General features: G+C 44.5%; 10 protein-coding genes. 8 read left to right on the top strand and 2 right to left on the bottom strand.

Annotation, left to right across the window (positions count from 1 at the left end; genetic code table 11):
• Positions 1–351: 351 nt before the first annotated feature.
• The 3 genes from UQ64_RS22210 (at position 352) to UQ64_RS22200 (ending at position 3,809) form a co-directional block, all read left to right on the top strand.
• The gene (locus UQ64_RS22210) at positions 352–1,227 is read left to right on the top strand and encodes an ABC transporter permease (RefSeq protein ID WP_156417649.1); all 876 of its coding nucleotides are present in this window, start codon (positions 352–354) and stop codon (positions 1,225–1,227) included.
• An 11-nt stretch (positions 1,228–1,238) separates the two neighbouring features.
• Entirely contained in the window at positions 1,239–2,132 is an 894-nt protein-coding gene (locus UQ64_RS22205; protein WP_060625615.1) for a carbohydrate ABC transporter permease, read from the top strand.
• Positions 2,133–2,207: 75 nt separating this feature from the next.
• On the top strand, positions 2,208–3,809 hold the full coding sequence (locus UQ64_RS22200; protein ID WP_060625614.1) for an extracellular solute-binding protein: 1,602 nt from the start codon (positions 2,208–2,210) through the stop codon (positions 3,807–3,809).
• Positions 3,810–3,878: 69 nt separating this feature from the next.
• Here the strand turns inward: UQ64_RS22200 and UQ64_RS22195 are convergent, their stop codons facing one another.
• On the bottom strand, positions 3,879–4,760 hold the full coding sequence (locus UQ64_RS22195; protein WP_060625613.1) for a helix-turn-helix transcriptional regulator: 882 nt from the start codon (positions 4,758–4,760) through the stop codon (positions 3,879–3,881).
• Between the two features lie 160 nt (positions 4,761–4,920).
• On the opposite strand from UQ64_RS22195, the gene UQ64_RS22190 reads away from it, so the two are divergent.
• The 4 genes from UQ64_RS22190 (at position 4,921) to UQ64_RS22175 (ending at position 16,098) form a co-directional block, all read left to right on the top strand.
• On the top strand, positions 4,921–6,318 hold the full coding sequence (locus UQ64_RS22190; RefSeq protein WP_060625612.1) for an MATE family efflux transporter: 1,398 nt from the start codon (positions 4,921–4,923) through the stop codon (positions 6,316–6,318).
• Between the two features lie 261 nt (positions 6,319–6,579).
• A complete protein-coding gene (locus tag UQ64_RS22185; RefSeq protein WP_209445859.1) occupies positions 6,580–7,245 on the top strand; it encodes a hypothetical protein in 666 nt (221 codons plus the stop codon).
• Positions 7,246–7,378: 133 nt separating this feature from the next.
• Entirely contained in the window at positions 7,379–8,389 is a 1,011-nt protein-coding gene (locus UQ64_RS22180; protein ID WP_060625610.1) for a ketoacyl-ACP synthase III, read from the top strand.
• Between the two features lie 461 nt (positions 8,390–8,850).
• Positions 8,851–16,098 carry a LamG-like jellyroll fold domain-containing protein gene (locus UQ64_RS22175; RefSeq protein ID WP_060625609.1) on the top strand — a complete coding sequence of 2,416 codons (7,248 nt, stop codon included), beginning with the start codon at positions 8,851–8,853 and terminating at the stop codon, positions 16,096–16,098.
• A gap of 112 nt (positions 16,099–16,210) precedes the next feature.
• Here the strand turns inward: UQ64_RS22175 and UQ64_RS22170 are convergent, their stop codons facing one another.
• The gene (locus tag UQ64_RS22170; RefSeq protein ID WP_060625608.1) at positions 16,211–17,227 is read right to left on the bottom strand and encodes a LacI family DNA-binding transcriptional regulator; all 1,017 of its coding nucleotides are present in this window, start codon (positions 17,225–17,227) and stop codon (positions 16,211–16,213) included.
• Between the two features lie 307 nt (positions 17,228–17,534).
• On the opposite strand from UQ64_RS22170, the gene UQ64_RS22165 reads away from it, so the two are divergent.
• Positions 17,535–18,992: S-layer homology domain-containing protein (locus UQ64_RS22165; protein WP_167348516.1), on the top strand; the 1,458-nt coding region annotated here is incomplete at its 3' end.

The raw sequence follows: 18,992 nt of genomic DNA, 5'->3' as shown, positions 1-18,992 counted from the left end.
CTAAATATTTGTGCACATATCATCATTTTTTTTCGGGATATTCGTTTGCGCTCCCCTATGTACATTGGCATTAACACGATTAATCACTTCTACATAAACATTCCAAATGTTCAACTGTAGGTTCTCCAGTTTGTGCAGGAAAGCTATGAAGCTTCACTTCTATGTTCGAGAGAATCGCCCTATAGTGGAATTATGAAGCTTTTACATTAAAGGGAGTGAGAGACCTTGAGCCAAACCTCATCCAAAGGAAACTCAACCGTCGAACTTGGCATCCAGGCCGATGGAAGAGCACGCTTACGGACGACAAGGAAGAAGAAGGGACTTATTAATGAACTGTTGCACAATCGGGTGATGTTCCTGATGCTGTTGCCCACCTTGATCTTTTTCTTGGTGAATTCCTATTTTCCAATGGTAGGTATTTATTATGCGTTCACTCAATTTGACTTCAACAGCAGTATGTTTAATTCCAAGTTCGTCGGCTTGCAGAATTTCGAGTTTCTCTGGAGATCCGGCACACTGGTGAAGCTGACGATGAACACGATAGGTTATAACATCGCTTTTATTGTCCTTGGGAATGTGCTGGCGATTGCTTGTGCGATCCTCTTAAGTGAACTGAATGGGAAATGGTTTAAAAAGATTAGCCAATCGGTGATGTTTCTGCCATACTTCGTATCCTTCGTCATTCTAAGTGTTATTGTCTACAACCTATTCAACTATGACAGCGGTTTCTTGAATACAATGCTTACGCAATTTGGGCTCGATCCGGTGGACGTTTACAGCAAACCCTGGGCTTGGATCTTTCTAATTATTATCTTCTATCTATGGAAGAATCTCGGCTACAGCATGGTCATCTATCTGGCGGCGATTACGGGCATCAGTGATGAATATTATGAAGCGGCTAAGATCGATGGCGCTAATATTTTTCAACGGATCTGGTATATTACGGTGCCGATGCTGAAATCAACTTTTGTGGTGCTGTTGCTCTTTGCGCTCGGCAGTATTATGAAGGGGCAATTTGATCTGTTTTATCAATTAATAGGTAATAACGGACTACTCTACAATACGACGGATATTCTCGATACTTATGTCTATCGTTCTCTTAAAGTAACATTTGATGTGGGGATGGCTACTGCTGCCGGGGTCTATCAATCCTTGTTCGGCTTTGTCCTCATCATGACGGTCAACTATATTATTCGCAAAATAAACGATGACTACGCCCTGTTCTAGGAGGATAAGACATGCAAATTCAAAAGGATAAATATACACGGATGCTTCATTCGATCGCCTATGTGGTCATCATTGGACTGTCGGTTGCTTGCCTGCTGCCTTTTCTACTGATTATATCCGCATCATTAACTAGCAATGAATCCATTATCCGGGATGGCTATCATCTGATTCCGAAGCAGTTCTCCCTTGAGGGGTACAAGACGGTATTCATCTTCCCGGATGAAGTGCTGCGTGCTTACACGGTCACCATTATCTCCACAGTGGTTGGGACCACATTAGGGCTCTTCTTTATGACGATGGCCGGTTACGTACTGGCCCGCAAGGATTTCAAATACCGTAATACCTTCTCCTTCTATATATACTTTACGACTTTGTTTGGTGGGGGACTTGTTCCGTGGTACATCATGATTACCAAGTATCTCGGCTTGCTGGATTCCTATGCTGTACTAGTGCTGCCAGGATTGATGACACCCTTCTTGATTATTCTAATGAAGAACTTCATTAAATCAGCAGTCCCCGAGGAGTTGTTCGATTCCGGAAAAATTGACGGGGCCGGTGATTTCAGAATCTACTGGCAGATTGTGCTCAAGCTCTCCATGCCGGGGATCGCTACAGTCGGCTTGTTCCTTGCACTGTATTACTGGAATGACTGGTTCACATCTTCACTGTTCATCAATGATACCCATAAATATCAACTGCAGTTCTATCTCTACAATGTTATCAATTCAGCGCAGTTCATTGCACAGATGGGTGCTGGAACTGGGGTATCGCTGGCTACGGAAGTCCCTGGTGAGTCTACCAAAATGGCGATGGCGATTGTTGTGACAGGACCAATTCTATTTCTGTACCCGTTCGTTCAGCGTTATTTTGTCAAAGGGCTGACCATCGGAGCTGTAAAAGGTTAGAACCGCAACCTTGCCCCTACCCAGGCTTAGGTATAGTCGGCTAACATAGAAGCATAGTGAAAAGGGAGGATTCAGATGAACAAATTACGAGGCAAAAGCATGTCTATTCTGCTTACGTCAGTACTGAGCTTGACTCTGCTGGCGGGCTGTGGGGGGAATTCCAATTCTGCGAACAAGGAGAATGCAGCAGTAAAAGAGAGCAATAAAAGCGGGAATACAGCTCAGAGTACCAACGCTGGGATAGAGGAGAAAAAAGGGCTGGATACATCTAAGAAGGTTGAACTGCAATTCTATATGTTGGGCGATGCACCGAAGGATCTTTCGAGCGTTGAAGCGGAAATTAACAAGATGGCTGAAGAGGATCTGAATGCTACCGTTAAATTCAACTATACAACTTGGACAGATTGGGATCAGAAGTACAAATTGCTGCTGTCCTCTGGTCAATCGATTGATTTGATCTACACTGCGGACTGGACACAGTATCAAGCTTACGCTAAAAAAGGAGCTTTTTTGGCTATCGATGATCTGCTGCCGACGGCTGCCCCAAAGCTCCAGCAATTTGTGCCGCAGGATATGTGGGATGCCGTTAAGATTAATGGTAAGATTTATACCGTACCCGCGACTTATAAGGAATATGTAACGAATGGTTTCGTATGGCGTGAGGATCTGCGCAAGAAATATAATCTGCCTCAGCCGACAGATTTGGCCAGTTATGAAGCTTATATGGAAGGGATAAAGAAGAATGAACCGAAGATGTTGCCGGTATCTCTTAACAGTAATGTGAGAGAGAATCTGCATGATGCCTACACTTCACTTAACGCGATGGTCGGAGGCCCGTTGCCTTATGGTATCGGAATCAAATACAGTGATCCTTCGAAAGCTTATCAATATTGGGGCTCGGAGGAACATAAAGAAGAACTGCTGACCATGAGAAGCTGGCAGGAAAAAGGCTTAATCTCTAAAAATGTATTGAACGTGAAGGACACTATTCAGGATCCGCTTATTGCGGGTAAAGCGGCAACTATCTTCGCAGATAACCCGACTCGCTTCAACGATACGCTGATGAAATTGAAAGCTGCACATCCGGATTGGGAGCTGGGTTACTATCCTTATGGTAATACCATCGGTTACGCCACGCCGGTTCATCCGATCCATAATGGGTTCGCCATTCCTAAGAGCAGCAAGAACCCTGAAAGAGCATTAGCATTTTATGAGAAGATGGTTATGGATAAACGTTATAATCAGCTGACGCAATACGGTGTTGAAGGAAAAAATTATAAGGTTGATGCAGATGGCTATTATGAGCTTATTGGAGACGCTTCTACGAACGGCTTCACTCGTGAAGGGATGAATGGCTGGGCATGGCGGAACCCGGAATTTATGATATTCGACAAATCCTATGATGGCGTCAAAGAGATTTTCGCTGAGCTTGATAAGATTCAGAAGCCGGATATCTTCACAGGCTTTGCAGAAGATTACACCTCTTATCAGGCTGAAAAAGCGGCGCTGGAGCAGGTAGAGAAACAATACCTGTATCCACTGCTAGCGGGATTGGTAGAGGATGTAGATTCGGGTCTAGCCACCTTCATGGAGAAGGCTAAGCAGGCTGGCCTTGAGAAGATCCAGGCGGAATATATCAAGCAATGGAATGCTTATGTACAGGAAAAGGGTCTGTAATACAGAAGAGCAAGGGATGTTCCTTAAGCCATAATGGCGGGGGAATATCCCTTTTTGTATTCTGGGAGACTACGAGAAGCGCTGGCGGAATTCCCGCGGAGTGGTTCCCTCTATGCGGACGAAGCTGGAGCTGAAGTAAGGTGCTTGATTGAAGCCGACCTCCTCGGCGATCCGGGCAATCGTGTAACTGGTCTGCATCAGCAATAGCTTACTCTGCTGAATCCGGTAGTGCAGCAGGTAATCCATTGGTGCACAGCCGTACTCCTTTTTCATGCAGCGAGCGATATATACAGGGTGAAAGTTCAGGTTCTCTCCTAGCTGCTGTGCTGTGATGCGCTCACGGAAATGACCACGCAAATAGGAGGCAGCTTGCTCTGCACATATTTTGGAGGGAGAGGGACGCTCATGGCGCAGAGAGGCAGATAATTGCTGGAGAACCTCTTGGAATAGCAGCTGCTGCTGAAATGGAGTATCGCTCAAATGGGAATTAGGCGCTAGTTGATTCAGCTGCGAGAGCAGTTCTTCCATCTTGGACGGTTGTAGCAGAGAGGTATATTGGGGCAGCTGTAAGGTAAAAGTGCGTATATTAAATTCGTCTGAATGAAGAGGATGCTCCACTCTGGTGTGTTCTGTCTCTGGTGCTGTAGCCGTGGCCTCGGAGATATTCCAATCGCCCACTGTCTGAAAATGAAGCCAATAATAAGAGGTATGTTCCTTGCAGCTGTCCGTACTGAAATGATGGCTATCTGGACGAAGAAGCAGTGCCTGACCTGCACGTACCTGAAAGGTGAGACCTCCTTCATTCATATATAGGCAGCCGTGCTTGACTACAAGCAAGTCAAATACCTTGATATTGTGGCGGCTCATGTGGTAATGCCCTGGTGAGAAGGTATGTAATCCACTTACGATATAGTAGAGCATTGGCGGGACGGTAAAATTAAAAATGTTCATGGAGAGATCTCCTTTTATGAGGTTGGAATAATGAAATTATTGGTTTGAAATCTGTACCATCACCAAAAGTATATCATCTATAATTTAGTCTGACCTAAAGAAATAATATGCTGTTTCTCAGGTCCGGTATGCATGTTTGGTTTAAAAGGAGGTTTGTTTAGTGAAAAAAGAAAGACAGGGCTTTGGACTATGGGTATTGGCTTGGCCTATATTTATAGAGGTGTTTCTTCAGACCCTGCTAGGTACGGTAGATACGCTAATGGTCAGCCGTATTTCTGATGATGCAGTCGCCGTAGTCGGCATTTCCAATCAATTGTTCGGTGCGTTGACCACACTCTTTACCACCTTCGCGGGCGGGGCGGGTATCCTGATCGCGCAAAGAATGGGTTCAAAACGTTTCGGCGAAGCGCGTACGATTGCAATTATGGGCGTATCGGTTAGTCTCATCCTTGGTATTGTCGTGAGTATCATCCTGTTCTTCTATGCGGGTCCAATAGCAGGGATTCTAAATATATCGCCTGAGCTATTATCACTGTCTAATGTCTATATCTCGTATGTCGGCGGCGGACTGTTTTTGGTGGGGATGATTGCATCCCTTGGTACAGCGATTCGTAATACAGGGAATACCAGAGGACCAATGTATACAGGGGTCATCATAAATGTCATCCACATCATTCTGAACTATATCTTTATATTTGGGATGTTCGGCCTACCACAGCTTGGGCTTGCGGGGATTGCGATCTCAAGTATCATCAGTAGACTGGTCGGAGTGATCATGCTGTATACCATGTTTAGAGGTTCCTTCGAGATTAAGATTAGACTTAGGGATTTCCGTATATTCAACGGCAAGCTATTCAAGGAAATTATAAAGATTGCCTGGCCACTTGGAATTAATTCTTCCTGCTGGGTGTTCTCGCAGCTGATTGTGTATTCCTTTCTAGCCGCACTGGGCGCAGAGGCGTTAGCCGCACGGACTTATCTCAATACCCTAGAGTCCTTTTGCTTCACGTTAGGGTATGCAATCGCGCTAGCCGGACAGATACAGATCGCGCATTTGTTCGGGGCAGGCAAACTGAAAGAAGCTTACCGTAGTGCATTTCGCACACTGTATATCGGCTTGGCCATTGTAACAGCGAACATGTTACTGCTATTTCTTTTCGGCAGGAATTTGCTAGGTTATTTCACTTCCGACCCTCGGATTATTGCTATCGGGATTTCCCTGCTGGCTCTAAATCTTCTGCTGCAGCCCTGCAAAATGTTGAATATGGCCATGGGTAATGCGCTGAACGCCATCGGTGATACCCGTTATACAATGTATACTTCTATCGTCTCAATGTCCATTATTGGGGTGGGGTGTTCCTACTGGTTTGGAATCAGCTTAGGCTGGGGGCTCACGGGGATCTACTGCTGTATGATTGCTGATGAATATGTGCGGGGGATGCTTGTTCTAATGCGCTGGAGAGGGAGGAAAGTTCTCCGTCAGGCGGATGTTTTAAAAAGCGATGAGAATGCTTCTATTCACAGAGGGAGTAAAAGAAGAGCCTCTCTTAGCATTTAAAGAATGAATAGAATATAGACAGCGATTTGCCTGTGGTTTTTTGGAGAAAGAGGTGATCTCATGAGTAGAGCTTATTACTTTGAGATAACCTCTTTTTTCTGCGGAAATATAAGTATTCTTTCATATTAAGTTTGATTCGAACGGATAAATGAGTTAGCCTTTAGAGCATGGGTAGCGATTTATGAATACATACTACTGAAGGGTTTGAGGAAAATGCCGTTAAAATGGAGAGGCTTGACGATCCTAACACTGCTCTTAACGATGATACTAATATCGGGATGTTCTAATGGTACCGTTCACGTCACGGTGAATAAGAATCAAAGCGTAGATTTAGCAATGAATGTGAAATTGGATTCCCGAACAGAAGCATTGATCAGCGATAAGATGGAGAAGAGCCTGACAGACAAATTGAAGGAGGAAGGGATTCAGCTAGAAAAAAGACAAGAAGGTAAGTCTACAGTCTATCAATTCCAGAAAAATTACGCTTCATTTGAGGATATAGGTTCAACCTCTATGGGGCTGGATATTGTGGATCTACAGCTCGTTACTAAAAAGAATTTGTTATATACCAAGTATGATGTTGAGGCGCAGCCTCAATTTAATAGCTATATGGATACCATTATGGATAACATGGGGACATTGAGCTTATCGAAGCCGATTATTCGGGCGGTGCTGAAAAACTTGGCATTTGATTTTAAACTAACGTTGCCAATCGATCTAATTGGTGATAATAATGCAACTGTTGATGAAGGCAGAACACTAACCTGGAATGTTACGCTGGGGGATACAGAGCCGATAAAAATGCAGCTTTATGTGCCGAATGTATGGAATATAGTGATCGTGTTAATCATCCTAGTGGTGGTGATCATTGCTACGATTCTATTTTTCGTCAGAAAAAGAAAACACCGCAAAGTAAATCGTGCTTAAGTGTGTTCAAACTTGTATTGGTAATGCCGGGAAGCCATACATGCTTTACCGGCTTTCTTTACTTTTTAGCAGGCGTAGAGTTAAAATTAGTACCAAGTACTAATATCAGATACTAAACGGAGGGGTGATTGGAATGACAGGTGCAAAAATTACAGCTATCGGAACTTATGTCCCGGCAAAAAGACTGACCAATGCTGATCTTGAGCAGATGGTGGATACTAATAATGAGTGGATTGTGGGGCGGACTGGAATTCGTGAACGCAGAATTTGTCGACAGGATGAATACACAAGTGATTTATGCGTAGCCGCAGTACAGGATCTAATAAAACGTTATGGAAAAAGCGTTGAGGATGTGGATATGGTCCTTGTAGCTACTAGTACACCTGACTTTTCCTTTCCCTCAGTAGCTTCTTTGATTCAAGATCGCTTAAATATTCAACAGACTGCTGGAGCTATGGATTTGAGCGCAGCATGTGCGGGTTTTGTATACGCACTTCATACGGCTCATAGCTATGTTGCTTCAGGGATGCACCGTAAGGTTCTAGTGATCGGTGCAGATACGATCTCCAAGATTACAGATTACACCGATCGTAGTACCTGTATCCTATTTGGTGATGGAGCTGGTGCAGTGCTTGTGGAGAGCGATAAGCAATCGACGGGATTTCTAGGCTATCAACTAGCTAGTAATGGCAGCGGAGCGCATCATGTGTATCGCACGGGTCTAGCCCATACAGTTAACAATATTGAACTGGTAGATACACAGATGCTGGTACAGAACGGGCGCGAGGTGTTCCGCTGGGCGGTCAGAACCGTTCCTCTCGGTGTACAGCAACTGCTTGATAAAGCAGAAATTGGTCTGGAGCAAGTTGATTGGTTTATTCCACACAGCGCAAATATGAGAATGATTGAGCCGATTTGCGAGCGTATGAACTATCCGATGGAGCAAGTGCTGCATAGTCTTGTGAATTTTGGCAATACTTCTGCCGCAACGATTCCCCTAGCTCTTGATTTGGGTATACGTGAAGGTAAAGTAAAGAACGGGCAAAAGATTCTGATGTATGGCTTTGGTGCGGGGTTGACACAAGCGGGTCAACTTGTAGAGCTGAACTTGGATGAACGGGTAGGGGAGCCAACTTTATTGTGAGCTATTCAGGTAAACATAAATAATAAAACATTGTTAAAGCTGCGACCATTTCTCGGTATTTTTCCGAGGGATGGTCGTTTTTGTTTCATTACTAAAAGTATTTTCGGGCATATATTATGCATGTATTAGGCTACTTTTATGATCATATTGGGCTGATGATATGCAGATGTTATTCATTTATTAGGCATCTTTTGGGATTGAGTTAGGCGTTTTGACCCATATCACAGCCTTTGGATGCATCTTTTAAATTTTACAGATATTTAATGCTAGGCAAATAAACCATACCTACAATAAACACAGCAGACCCCAGTCTACCCCGAAAAATAGTATGGGATGTACTTTGAATAGGATGAAGAAAGGAGGAGTTATCGAATATCCGAGGTTAGGGTAGTTAGCTCTTTTGTCGATGGAGAGTTCTTATGTGATCCAAAACTATAAAATAATGCTTGGGAGAGATGATTTTGTTCAGAAAAGGTAGGAAATTTGTTGCATTATTACTGGCACTGACAGTGATTTGTTCCACGGTGCCGAATATCACCCCTGTGTTTGCAGCTGAAGAATCTGAGATTCTATCTGTAGATCAACCAACGACTTCTGTACCCACCGGCCGATATGAAGAAGCACAGACGATCCACCTCACAACTGCAACGCAGAATGCTGACATTTACTATACACTCGACGGCACACTTCCGGATGTTAATAGTTTAAAATATAACGCGCCGATCTCGATTTCCAAAACAACGAATTTGTCTGCCATTACGATCAAAGATGGTGTAGCTAGTAAAGGAGTAACCTTCTCTTATATCATCAAGACCAAAGAAAAGCCATTGCTCCAGTTTGTAGCGATGTCTGACGTACATGTAGGCTCACATGCTTCAGCAGATGCACGTTATAGCCAGTTCTTTGATACCATAGGGTCGATTTTCCCGAACCCGGATGCGATACTCGTCGTTGGCGATATGATTAATGATAATGGGAACGACAAGCCCAATGATCATGTGATGGTTCGGGAAATTTTTGAGCAAAACTTAGCTAGAAAGCAGTGGAATAACACCCAGATCCGAATGGCTATAGGTAACCACGATTCCACAGTTGCTAAAGTCAACGAACATTATCCTGTGGACTGGTTCACAAGCCAGCCGAATGGCTATTATGAATCTGAAATCGGTGGCTATCATTTCTTATTTTTAAACGGGAACAACTACAACTCAGATACAGGCCAGCGTAATTGGCTAAAGGGTAGACTTGCTGAGCTCACAGCTGATCCGAAGAATCAGAATACCCCCATCTTCGTGAATGTACACCAACCTATATCGAATACGGTTATGGATGGGCAACAGGCATCGAATCCTAATCTTTATACGGATCTCAAAGACTATCCTCAAGTGATTACCTTCTCAGGACATTCCCATCTGAATATTAGTGATGACCGCTCCATCTACCAGAAGGATTTCACTTCGGTTAACCTCGGCTCCATGTCTTACATTGAATCCGATCGCGGTTACTCCCAAGTGACTAAGAAGGGACTTGAAGGACGTTTTGAATTTCCTGTCAGTCAGGCCGACTTCGTTGAGGTATATGCGGATCGGGTTGAAGTGGATCGGATTGCATTTAACGCAGATCCTGGAGATATCTACACAGACGGTAAATGGACGGCTGAGCCGCAGCCTCCATTCAACAGTGCGGGTACAGTTGCTGGAGACAAGTGGGTCATTCAGCTAAAAGGCTCGACGAACGAAGCTATTAAGAGCAATTTCAAGTACACGACGGCTAACCGTAATAAGGTTGCTCCTGTATTCAATAGTGAACTCGACATAACGAATCAGGACACGATACCTTTACTTTCCTTTAAGCAAGCAAAAGATGATCAATCTATGCATCATTATGAAATTAATGTCATCGATAAAAGATCTGGAGTCAGCAGCAAATCTGTGAATGTATTCTCTGACTACTACTTTTCCCCGATTCCGAATGCAATGAACATTCCACTCGAAGGACTTGCGCCTCAAACTTCGTACATTGTTCAAGTGACAGCTGTTGATGCCTACGGGAATCGCTCTGCAACGCTAGAGCAATCGTTCACAGCCGGCAATGAAGCACCTGAACTGACGCCAATTGATCCATCGACCATGTGGAAGGATCTAGTTGTCGATATGAAATTGGATGGAAACCTATCCGATGAAGCTAAAGATGTGACAGGGCTTGCAAGTCTAGCAGGCAATGTAACGTATGTCGATGGAAAATCCAATAAAGCCGCCCTCATTGCAGCGGGCAATAGTAATTATATTGATTTGGGCAAGCGTGATGATTTGAAATTCGGAGCAAGAAGCTTCACCGTGTCTTTCTGGCACAAAGGCAATCTTTCCGGGGATCAGGCTATCCTTTCCAATAAAAACTGGAATAGTGGCGGTAACCTAGGTTGGTATATTGGGCCTGCCTCCACCAATGGTATGACCTTAAATATCAGTGATGGAACGAAAAGAGCGGATATTACAGCATCAAGTGTAGGAACGGAGTGGCATCTCTTTACTGTTACAGCAGACAGAACAAACAACTTAGCAAAAGTTTATGTAGATGGGACGGAGAAAGCATCAGGGAGTATTGCCTTGCTTGGTACTCAAAGTGTAGATACAGCCTTTAACACGCTGATTGGTGTGGATGGCAACAAAGGAAATGGCGGAGCAACGATTACCATAGATGATCTGAGAATCTGGAAGAGATCTCTCACAGCCACGGAAACCAAAGCGTTGTCGGATTCTTATAAGGGTGTTCAGATCTTTACCTTTGAACAGCTCACCACATTAATTCATGACGCTGCATCCTTCCAAGAGAACAGCGATAAAGTCAGTGGTGTATCTTACCCGAAAGACCAGCTGGACGAGCTTGCGAACCAACTTCAGAAGGCCAGACAACTGACGGCAAGTAATAGCCCAACCGAAATTGACCTTGCGTATGTCGCGCTTCAGTGGGTCTATAAAAAAATACAACAGGCAGCAATATATTCCTTTATTCCTAAGAACGCATTCACGATCAACTCCTTCAGTTCCTATGCGGACAATGAAAATGCTTATGCTGCGAACATCCTAGATAGCGATACGGCTACGATTTGGCATTCCAAATGGCAGGAGCCTGTCGCTTCATTTCCACATTGGGTAATTATCGACATGAAAGGTAGCAAGCACTTAACGGGTATTGGGCGCACTAGCCGCTTAAGTCAGACGGCTCTGGAATTTCCGAAGGGTTTTGAGCTTTATGCCTCAGATCAGTTATCGGATTTGACCGACCCGGCGTACCTGAGCAATCCGGCGAATAAAGCGATCGGCACATTCCAGAAAACCTGGAAAGGTACGAGCTATCAAGATTTCAACATGCTGGATAAAGCGGTACAAGGTAGATATGTGAAATTTATTGTCACGAGCACCTATAACCCAACCGCTTTATTCACCAGTATGAGTGAAATCGATTTTACCGGTAGCTCAGTGCTCCCTGCGGATACACTTCTACAGATGTCTTTTGAGAATAACTTGGAGGATCAATCTGTAAATGCTATACCGGCAACACCGGTTAAAGATCCACAGTTCGTGAAAGGTCGCGTTGGACAAGCCTTGAGTATCGATTCCAAGAGCTCAGCGCTGCAATATGTTGATCTTGGCAAGCCAACAAGTCTGCAATTCGGCAAGGACAAGAACTTCTCGTTCGCATTTTGGGTTAAATCGCCTTCTGTCTCAGGAGACCCTGCGATTCTATCCAACAAGAATTGGGATTCTGGTGCAAATGTAGGTTATGCCTTAGCGCTGAAGGGAAGTTCGCTCCAATGGAACCTCAATACATCCGGCGAATCGCGTGCAGATGCTCAAATTCCAAATGTTGTAGATGGCACCTGGCATCATATCGCCATCTCGCATGATCGTGCTTCAGGACGAGTTGATTTTTATAAAGATGGTGTTCCTGTTAATGTGACCAAAGTCAATGGTACGAACTATCAGGGTATCGCAAGCACCATGACCATTGCAGGTCGAACGGGTACGCTGGATACCGGATTGTCAACCATGATCGGAAATGATGGTACAGGCAATTACAGCAATGCGCTGCAAGCTCAGCTTGATGAGCTTCATATGTATGGAAGAACATTAACCGCGCAGGAAGTTTCTAATATGTATAACAGTGCTCCGCCGATTGCTTCTATTGAGGATTTTTCAGGTTCATTAAATCTGATTGGAGCTAAGCACACGGTTCAAGGTACGCAATTCCGATATAACCTAGATTTGCGTACACCTGATATGATGACTAAAGTGGACAAAGCTGTCGTTGAGATTGCCTATGATCCAGCACAATTCGAGTTTGTCAGCGCATCGCGTGCAACGAAGACAGACACTTCGACCCCTGGTATCGTTAGACTAGAACTGCCGGGAGGTAATGTCTATAATATCGAGGACCCACTGGAGTACGCGAAATCTAGAATTTCGGAGCTTAAATTCAATACAATTGGTGCTTCCGGCCAAGGCAACATTGAAGTTAAGCATGCGGATTTCTATACTGGAGCAACAAAGCTTACGATTAAGGCATTTGAGTCGACGCCTGCCGTTATTCAGATTCATGCCAAAGCTTCAGAAGATCTTAATGAGGACGGTTATGTTACAGTAGGTGACCTTGCACTTGCGCAAGGTGTTTCGGATAAAGAGTTAGCAGATATTGCAGCCGAGGTCCAATACCAACCCTATAAACGTGTGGTTGTCATCGGGATTGATGGTGGGGGTGTAGCGGTCTCCAAGGATGCTCCTTATTGGGAGACGCCTAGCGCCAAGAAAGAAAAGGTAGGCGATCGCCTGCAAATTCCAGCCATTCGCAATATTATCGAGCATGGAGCTATTAGCTATACGGCTAAAACTACTTTACCTTCCAGCTCCTCTCCAAACTGGGGTTCGATGATTAATGGTGTAGGTTATGAGAAGCATGGTCTATATAATGACGATACCGCAGCCTACACGTACAGTGAATCATGGGACTACCCAACGGTATTCAAAAAAATTAGGGAGGCATTGCCTGCTACCAAGCAAACGGTATTCTCCACCTGGAGCAACATTGTTCAAGGGCATATTGAACCTTCCGTTGGTGTCGAAGGCTATTCTATGGGTGATGAAGCTGATACAGCGGCATTCACGCAATACGCAGCTAGCGGCAAAGCGAAAGATACCTCGTTAATTTTCTTCCAATTGGATGATATGGATGGTGCTGGCCACGGAGAAGGGTTCTACACGAAGGCGTACTATGAGCAATTGAAGAAGACGGATAAGAATGTACAGACCATTTATGATGCTTTAAAGAACAATAATTTTCTGGAAGACACGCTTATTCTTATGCTACCTGACCATGGCGGGGGTAAAGAGAATGCAGATGGAACCTTGGGTATGGCAACTAGTCACGGGCAAGATGAGCCCCTTGCCACCACAATCTTCTTCGCGGCGAATGGCAGAACAGTAGCCACCGAAGCAGGGAAGGGAAAATTACTGCAAGGTGGGAATACAAGAGACTTGGCTGCAACTGTTCTCACTGCACTTGGCTTGAACCCGTCCATTGGAGATTCTCATATCATTGACGGTATGTTCATACCTCAGACCGAACAGAAACAACCGGGTGCTGCAGATTTGCAATTCACGAAAGTAGTGGATGCCGCTACACAAAAGGTCAAAGGTTATGAAGTATCGATCAACAATGTGACTTCAGATGTGACAGCCATTGATTTGAATGTGGACTCCAGCAATCTCAACTTCTCATCGATTGAACCGGCCCAACCTGGCGTTAAGATTGTGCGCAAGGAGACGGTTAATGGAGTAACAAGAGTCATTCTAACCTCAACAAATGGCATTCAAGCAGATGCTCCAATTCTTAAGCTAGGAGTATCACAGCAAGAAAAGGCTGCTGCTATACAAATTACGCAAGCGATGATTTCAGATGCGCAAGGGCATGAAACGATGCCGAATTTGACCACTGCAACTAAAGAAGTGCAGATCTCTCTGGCAACACTAGTAGATCTTCAGGTAAATGGTCAATCGTTGAGCGGTTTCGCACCGGATCAAATGAATTATTCGGTTCGTGTACCTAATAATGTTTCGGTCGCAGAGGTCACTTATAAGGTGGCAGATCCTTTACTAAGTGTTCATGTCATGGGTGGTAAATCTCTGCAAATAGGCGAGAATCTTGTGGAAGTGCATGTCCAAGCTCCTGACGGCAGCTCGAATGTGTATACCATTATCGTCATCCGGGAGTCAGAATCCTTACCTAACCAAATCCTGCTGTCCGATCTACGAATGAACGGCGAAACTCTGCCAGCGTTTGCACCTAATACGTTGAACTATAAAGTAACGGTTCCCTATAGTACGTCGGTAACGGATATTACCTATACGGTATACGATCCGACTAGCGTAGTTAAGATTACGGGTAGTGGAGCATTATATGTCGGCACTAATATGATCACCGTAACTGTGACAGCTCAAGATGGAACGAAGCAGATCTACACGATTGCTGTTATGTGTGAAAATGATACGTCGACAACACCACCAACGGGTGGGGGAAACCCAGGATCAAGCGTTACGCCACCAGTGGTGGTGAAGCCGGAGCTACCCGCAGGGGCGGTTGTTATTCCAGACGAACTCTTAACGAAGAGTGCTGAAGGAAATATTATCTTGCAGCTTCAAACGGATAAGAATCAAGTTATGATTCCGATCGATCAACTCGATCAGATAGGCAATAGGAATATGGAGGTTCAAGTGAATGGCATTCGTGCCATTGTGTCTTCTGAAGTATTGAATGAGCTTCGTAAGCTTCTGCCATCAACTGCGAAGACAGCAACAATACTTTTGAAGATGGAAGCCATTCAATCGAATCAACTGACGATAGCTCCGCCGTATTCACGGGCTGGTGACATCATGGACTTCTCATTAATCATGACAGATGAGTCGGGTAATAAATATTCACTGAAGCAATTCCCTGTACCCGTGAAGATAACACTACCGATTCTGAATGGAACCAATCCAGCACTATCCGGTATTTATCGTATCGAGGAAAATGGTAGCTTTACCTATCTAGGGGGGACGATGAATCCTTCCAAAACCAGTCTTACCGTAGATTTGAATCATTTTAGCCAATACGTTGTTCTTTCGTTCCAAAGCAGCTATCGAGATGTACCTGAAAGTCACTGGGCATACAAGACCATTCAGGAATTATCTGCTAAACAAATTGTTAAGGGACAATCTGACGCTATGTTTAACCCATCGAGTTCCATCACAAGAGCGGAATATGCAACTCTCCTCAGCAGAGCGCTTTCCTTAACTGCGAGTCGTCCGACTTCATTCCAAGATGTAGTCGCTGGATCGTGGTATGAAGAGGCGGTCAATGCAACCTTTGAAGTAGGCATTATTCAAGGTGTATCCGAGGATCGTTTTGACCCGAATCAACAGATTACCCGCGAGGAAATGGCAGCTATGCTGGTAAGAGCCTATGCATATCGTACAGGCGCTAAGCCTGAAGCAAGCTCATTCCATGCGGCTAATGACAGCTCTAAAGTTAGCTCTTGGGCAGTAACCTATGTACAAGGTGCGTTAGAAGCTAAGCTTCTGTCGGGTCATCAGGATGGTAACTTCCTTCCGCAATCGATGACAACCCGTGCAGAGGCAGTTCAGAGTATTTCAAATCTACTTGCGAAATTCTAGAATGAAATTGTAAGCTCCTACATGAAAAATCCCCTCAAGTTATACAACGCCTTAGACATCTTATCGAGTCTGAGGCGTTGTGAACTTTGAGGGGATTTATTAGTGTTATGCCTTAAGATTTCAATTGGCTTCCGCAGGACTCGCGCACAATAAGTACGGGCTCCACAACAAATGAACCGCCACCTGACTGATTGTTAATCAAGTCATAGAGCATATGAGCAGCGAGAATCCCAAGACGTTCCTTGTTCTGACGGATGGTAGTCAGCCTTGGGGTAGTATATTTGCAGGGTTCGATGTCATCACAGCCGATGATGGCGATATCCTCAGGGACACGGAGGTCATGTTCTTTTAATGCACGGATGGCTCCTAAAGCCAGCAAATCAGAGGCAGCAAAAATGGCCTTTGGTAAACTGCCGCTTTGAATTAATTGTTGCATAGCCTCATACCCACTGGACTCAAAGAAATCGTCGCCATGTACAAACCAACGCCGGTTCAAAGGGAGACCGAAACTTTCGATAGCTTTGGTATATCCTGCTTCCCGTAGATTGGATATTTCTGAATCCGCAGCACTTCCAATAAAACCAAGCTCCCTATAGCCAAGAAGGTAAAAATGCTCTACGACCTTAGAGGATATTTGGAAGTTATCTGACATAACAAAGCCAGACTTCTTCCCTTTTAGCTCGAGATCTACCCCGATACAAGGGATACTGCTCATATCCAGATCGCGGATCGTTGGCTCCATCTTCTGTCCGGATATAATGACACAGCCATCTACATTAAAATGAACAGAACGCGCGAAGTAATCTCCGCTGCTAATAAATTTCTCGTTTGAAAAGAAGATGAGATCGTATCCCAGTACACCCATTTGTTTCTTGAAGGAATTTAATACCTCAACGAAAAAAGGATGTGTAAATTCTACATTAAGCTCACCCGCAAAAATCACACCGATCAGATTCGATTTTTTGGTTGCAAGTGTCTTGGCGGAGTTGGATGGTGAATACCCAGTTTGCTCGATGATCTCCAGGACTCTTTTCTTGGTCTTTTCCGAAACATCGCTGTAATTATTCATAATTTTCGAAACGGTCGAGACAGAAACGCCTGCCATTTCGGCAATCATTTTGATATTCATATGTAATATAAGCCACCCTCCGCTTAATAGTTGGAATATGGGGGAAAGACTGTAGTAGAGCGGTTATTTATGAGTTTTTTTGAATGGAGTGAAGAGTAAAACAGTTATTTTAAGTCTATTCTTATTGCCGAAACAAGTCAAACGGATATTTTAACACTGAGATATATTCCGAAATAATTAATGTAAAAAAATTCAAAATTATATCTTTACAAATATGGAAAACTAAGCAACAATAACATTGTCGAAACCGATTTCGATTCTTCGCTTGAATTACGAATATTACGAAATTCGAGGAGTGATGTTAAGGATGAAGAGGAATTTCACAGCAGCAGTAGCTGCTATGCTCCTTGTCACCGGGCTGCTATCACCGGTTGGGAGCATGAATGCTTCAGCGGCAGAGGCATTAAAGGCAAACTCACCTGATTCAGCGGCAATGAAAGTGGGAAGTTCAGCAATTGATTTGTTGAAAGCGTTTACGGATGTATCTCCAAGCCATTGGGCTGCAGGTCCATTACAGCGTTGGAGCGCAAATGGGATTATAAGTGGATACGACGACGGGTCGTTTCGACCGGGCAAGGAAGTCACAAAGGCAGAGTTCGCGGCTATTATGAATCGTATATTTAATTATCAGGAGCAATCGGATAAGCTTCCAGCTGATGTGCTGGCTACAGACTGGTATAAGAGTGATATTGCCAAAGGAATTGCAGCTGGATATTTAAGCAGTGATAAGAATAACAATATTTATCCTTCACATGCGCTTTCGCGTGCTGAGGCGGCGCTATCCTTGGAGAAAGTGTTTCGTTTCAATACGGACAAAAGTAGTACAGCAGCATTCGCTGATCTGAACGGAGTCAGTGATGAAACTGCGAAAGCGATAGCAGCTCTATCGAGTGCTGGCTTTATTAAAGGTTATCCTGGAGGTTTGTTTAAGCCTGAGGGCGGAATTACACGTGCAGAGCTTGCTCAGCTTGCTGATCGAATGGTTTCGGGACTCATCTTAAAATCTGGAGAGACTTCGCTTGGAACAGTAAAGGGCAATGTAGTCATTAATCATGCCGATGTGATTCTTAAAGATACTGTCATTCAAGGAAATCTTTATTTAACGGAGGGGATTGCCGAAGGGAATGCGAAGCTTGAAGGTGTAAAGGTAACAGGGACTACGTTTGTTCGGGGTGGCGGTGAGCAGAGTATTGGCTTACACAATACTTCTCTTGGGCCACTTCAAGTAGCCAAACCTAACGGCAAGGTTCGAATTTATGCCAGCGGGTCAACAGCTGTGGGTACGGTGCAGCTGCAATCCGGGGCTATCTTGGAAGAGAGTAGCGATCTTACCGGGGCAGGCTTTGGGGATATTGTAATGAACGCTGTTCCTCACAATATCGTACTTCGCGGGGTATTTGCCACGGTTAGCTCGGGAGACTCAGCAGTCAGCGGTTCTTTGCTAAGAATCTCTGGAACTGTTGCCAGTCTTACGGTGGGCAGCCCAACGCAATTGACTCTGGAGAACAATGCATATGTGGCCGCGTTAATCCTGAATGCGAGTGCCGGAGGCACAGCAATTCAAGGCAGCGGAAGCGTAACCTCAATAGATAACAAAGCCGATGGAGTAACGATTGGCGGCTCACCAGTGAAAAAAGGAAACACTGGTAAAACGACACTGCCAATAGCAACTTCAGCTCCAAGCAATTCTGGTAATGCAGGTCCAATATCGACACCAATCTCTACACCTGAAGCAACAGCTACAGCAACAGCTACACCAACCGAA

The sequence above is a fragment of the Paenibacillus etheri genome (assembly GCF_001012825.1).
GTDB classification, from domain to species: domain Bacteria; phylum Bacillota; class Bacilli; order Paenibacillales; family Paenibacillaceae; genus Paenibacillus_AQ; species Paenibacillus_AQ etheri.
This window is presented reverse-complemented; position numbering and strand designations above follow the sequence as displayed.

What these genes read in the sequence shown, in the direction of transcription:
- UQ64_RS22210 (WP_156417649.1), top strand. Translation starts at nt 352, where the DNA reads ATGTTCCTGATGCTGTTGCCCACCTTGATCTTTTTCTTGGTGAATTCC.
- UQ64_RS22205 (WP_060625615.1), top strand. Translation starts at nt 1,239, where the DNA reads ATGCAAATTCAAAAGGATAAATATACACGGATGCTTCATTCGATCGCC.
- UQ64_RS22200 (WP_060625614.1), top strand. Translation starts at nt 2,208, where the DNA reads ATGAACAAATTACGAGGCAAAAGCATGTCTATTCTGCTTACGTCAGTA.
- UQ64_RS22195 (WP_060625613.1), bottom strand. Translation starts at nt 4,760, where the DNA reads ATGAACATTTTTAATTTTACCGTCCCGCCAATGCTCTACTATATCGTA.
- UQ64_RS22185 (WP_209445859.1), top strand. Translation starts at nt 6,580, where the DNA reads ATGATACTAATATCGGGATGTTCTAATGGTACCGTTCACGTCACGGTG.
- UQ64_RS22180 (WP_060625610.1), top strand. Translation starts at nt 7,379, where the DNA reads ATGACAGGTGCAAAAATTACAGCTATCGGAACTTATGTCCCGGCAAAA.
- UQ64_RS22170 (WP_060625608.1), bottom strand. Translation starts at nt 17,227, where the DNA reads ATGAATATCAAAATGATTGCCGAAATGGCAGGCGTTTCTGTCTCGACC.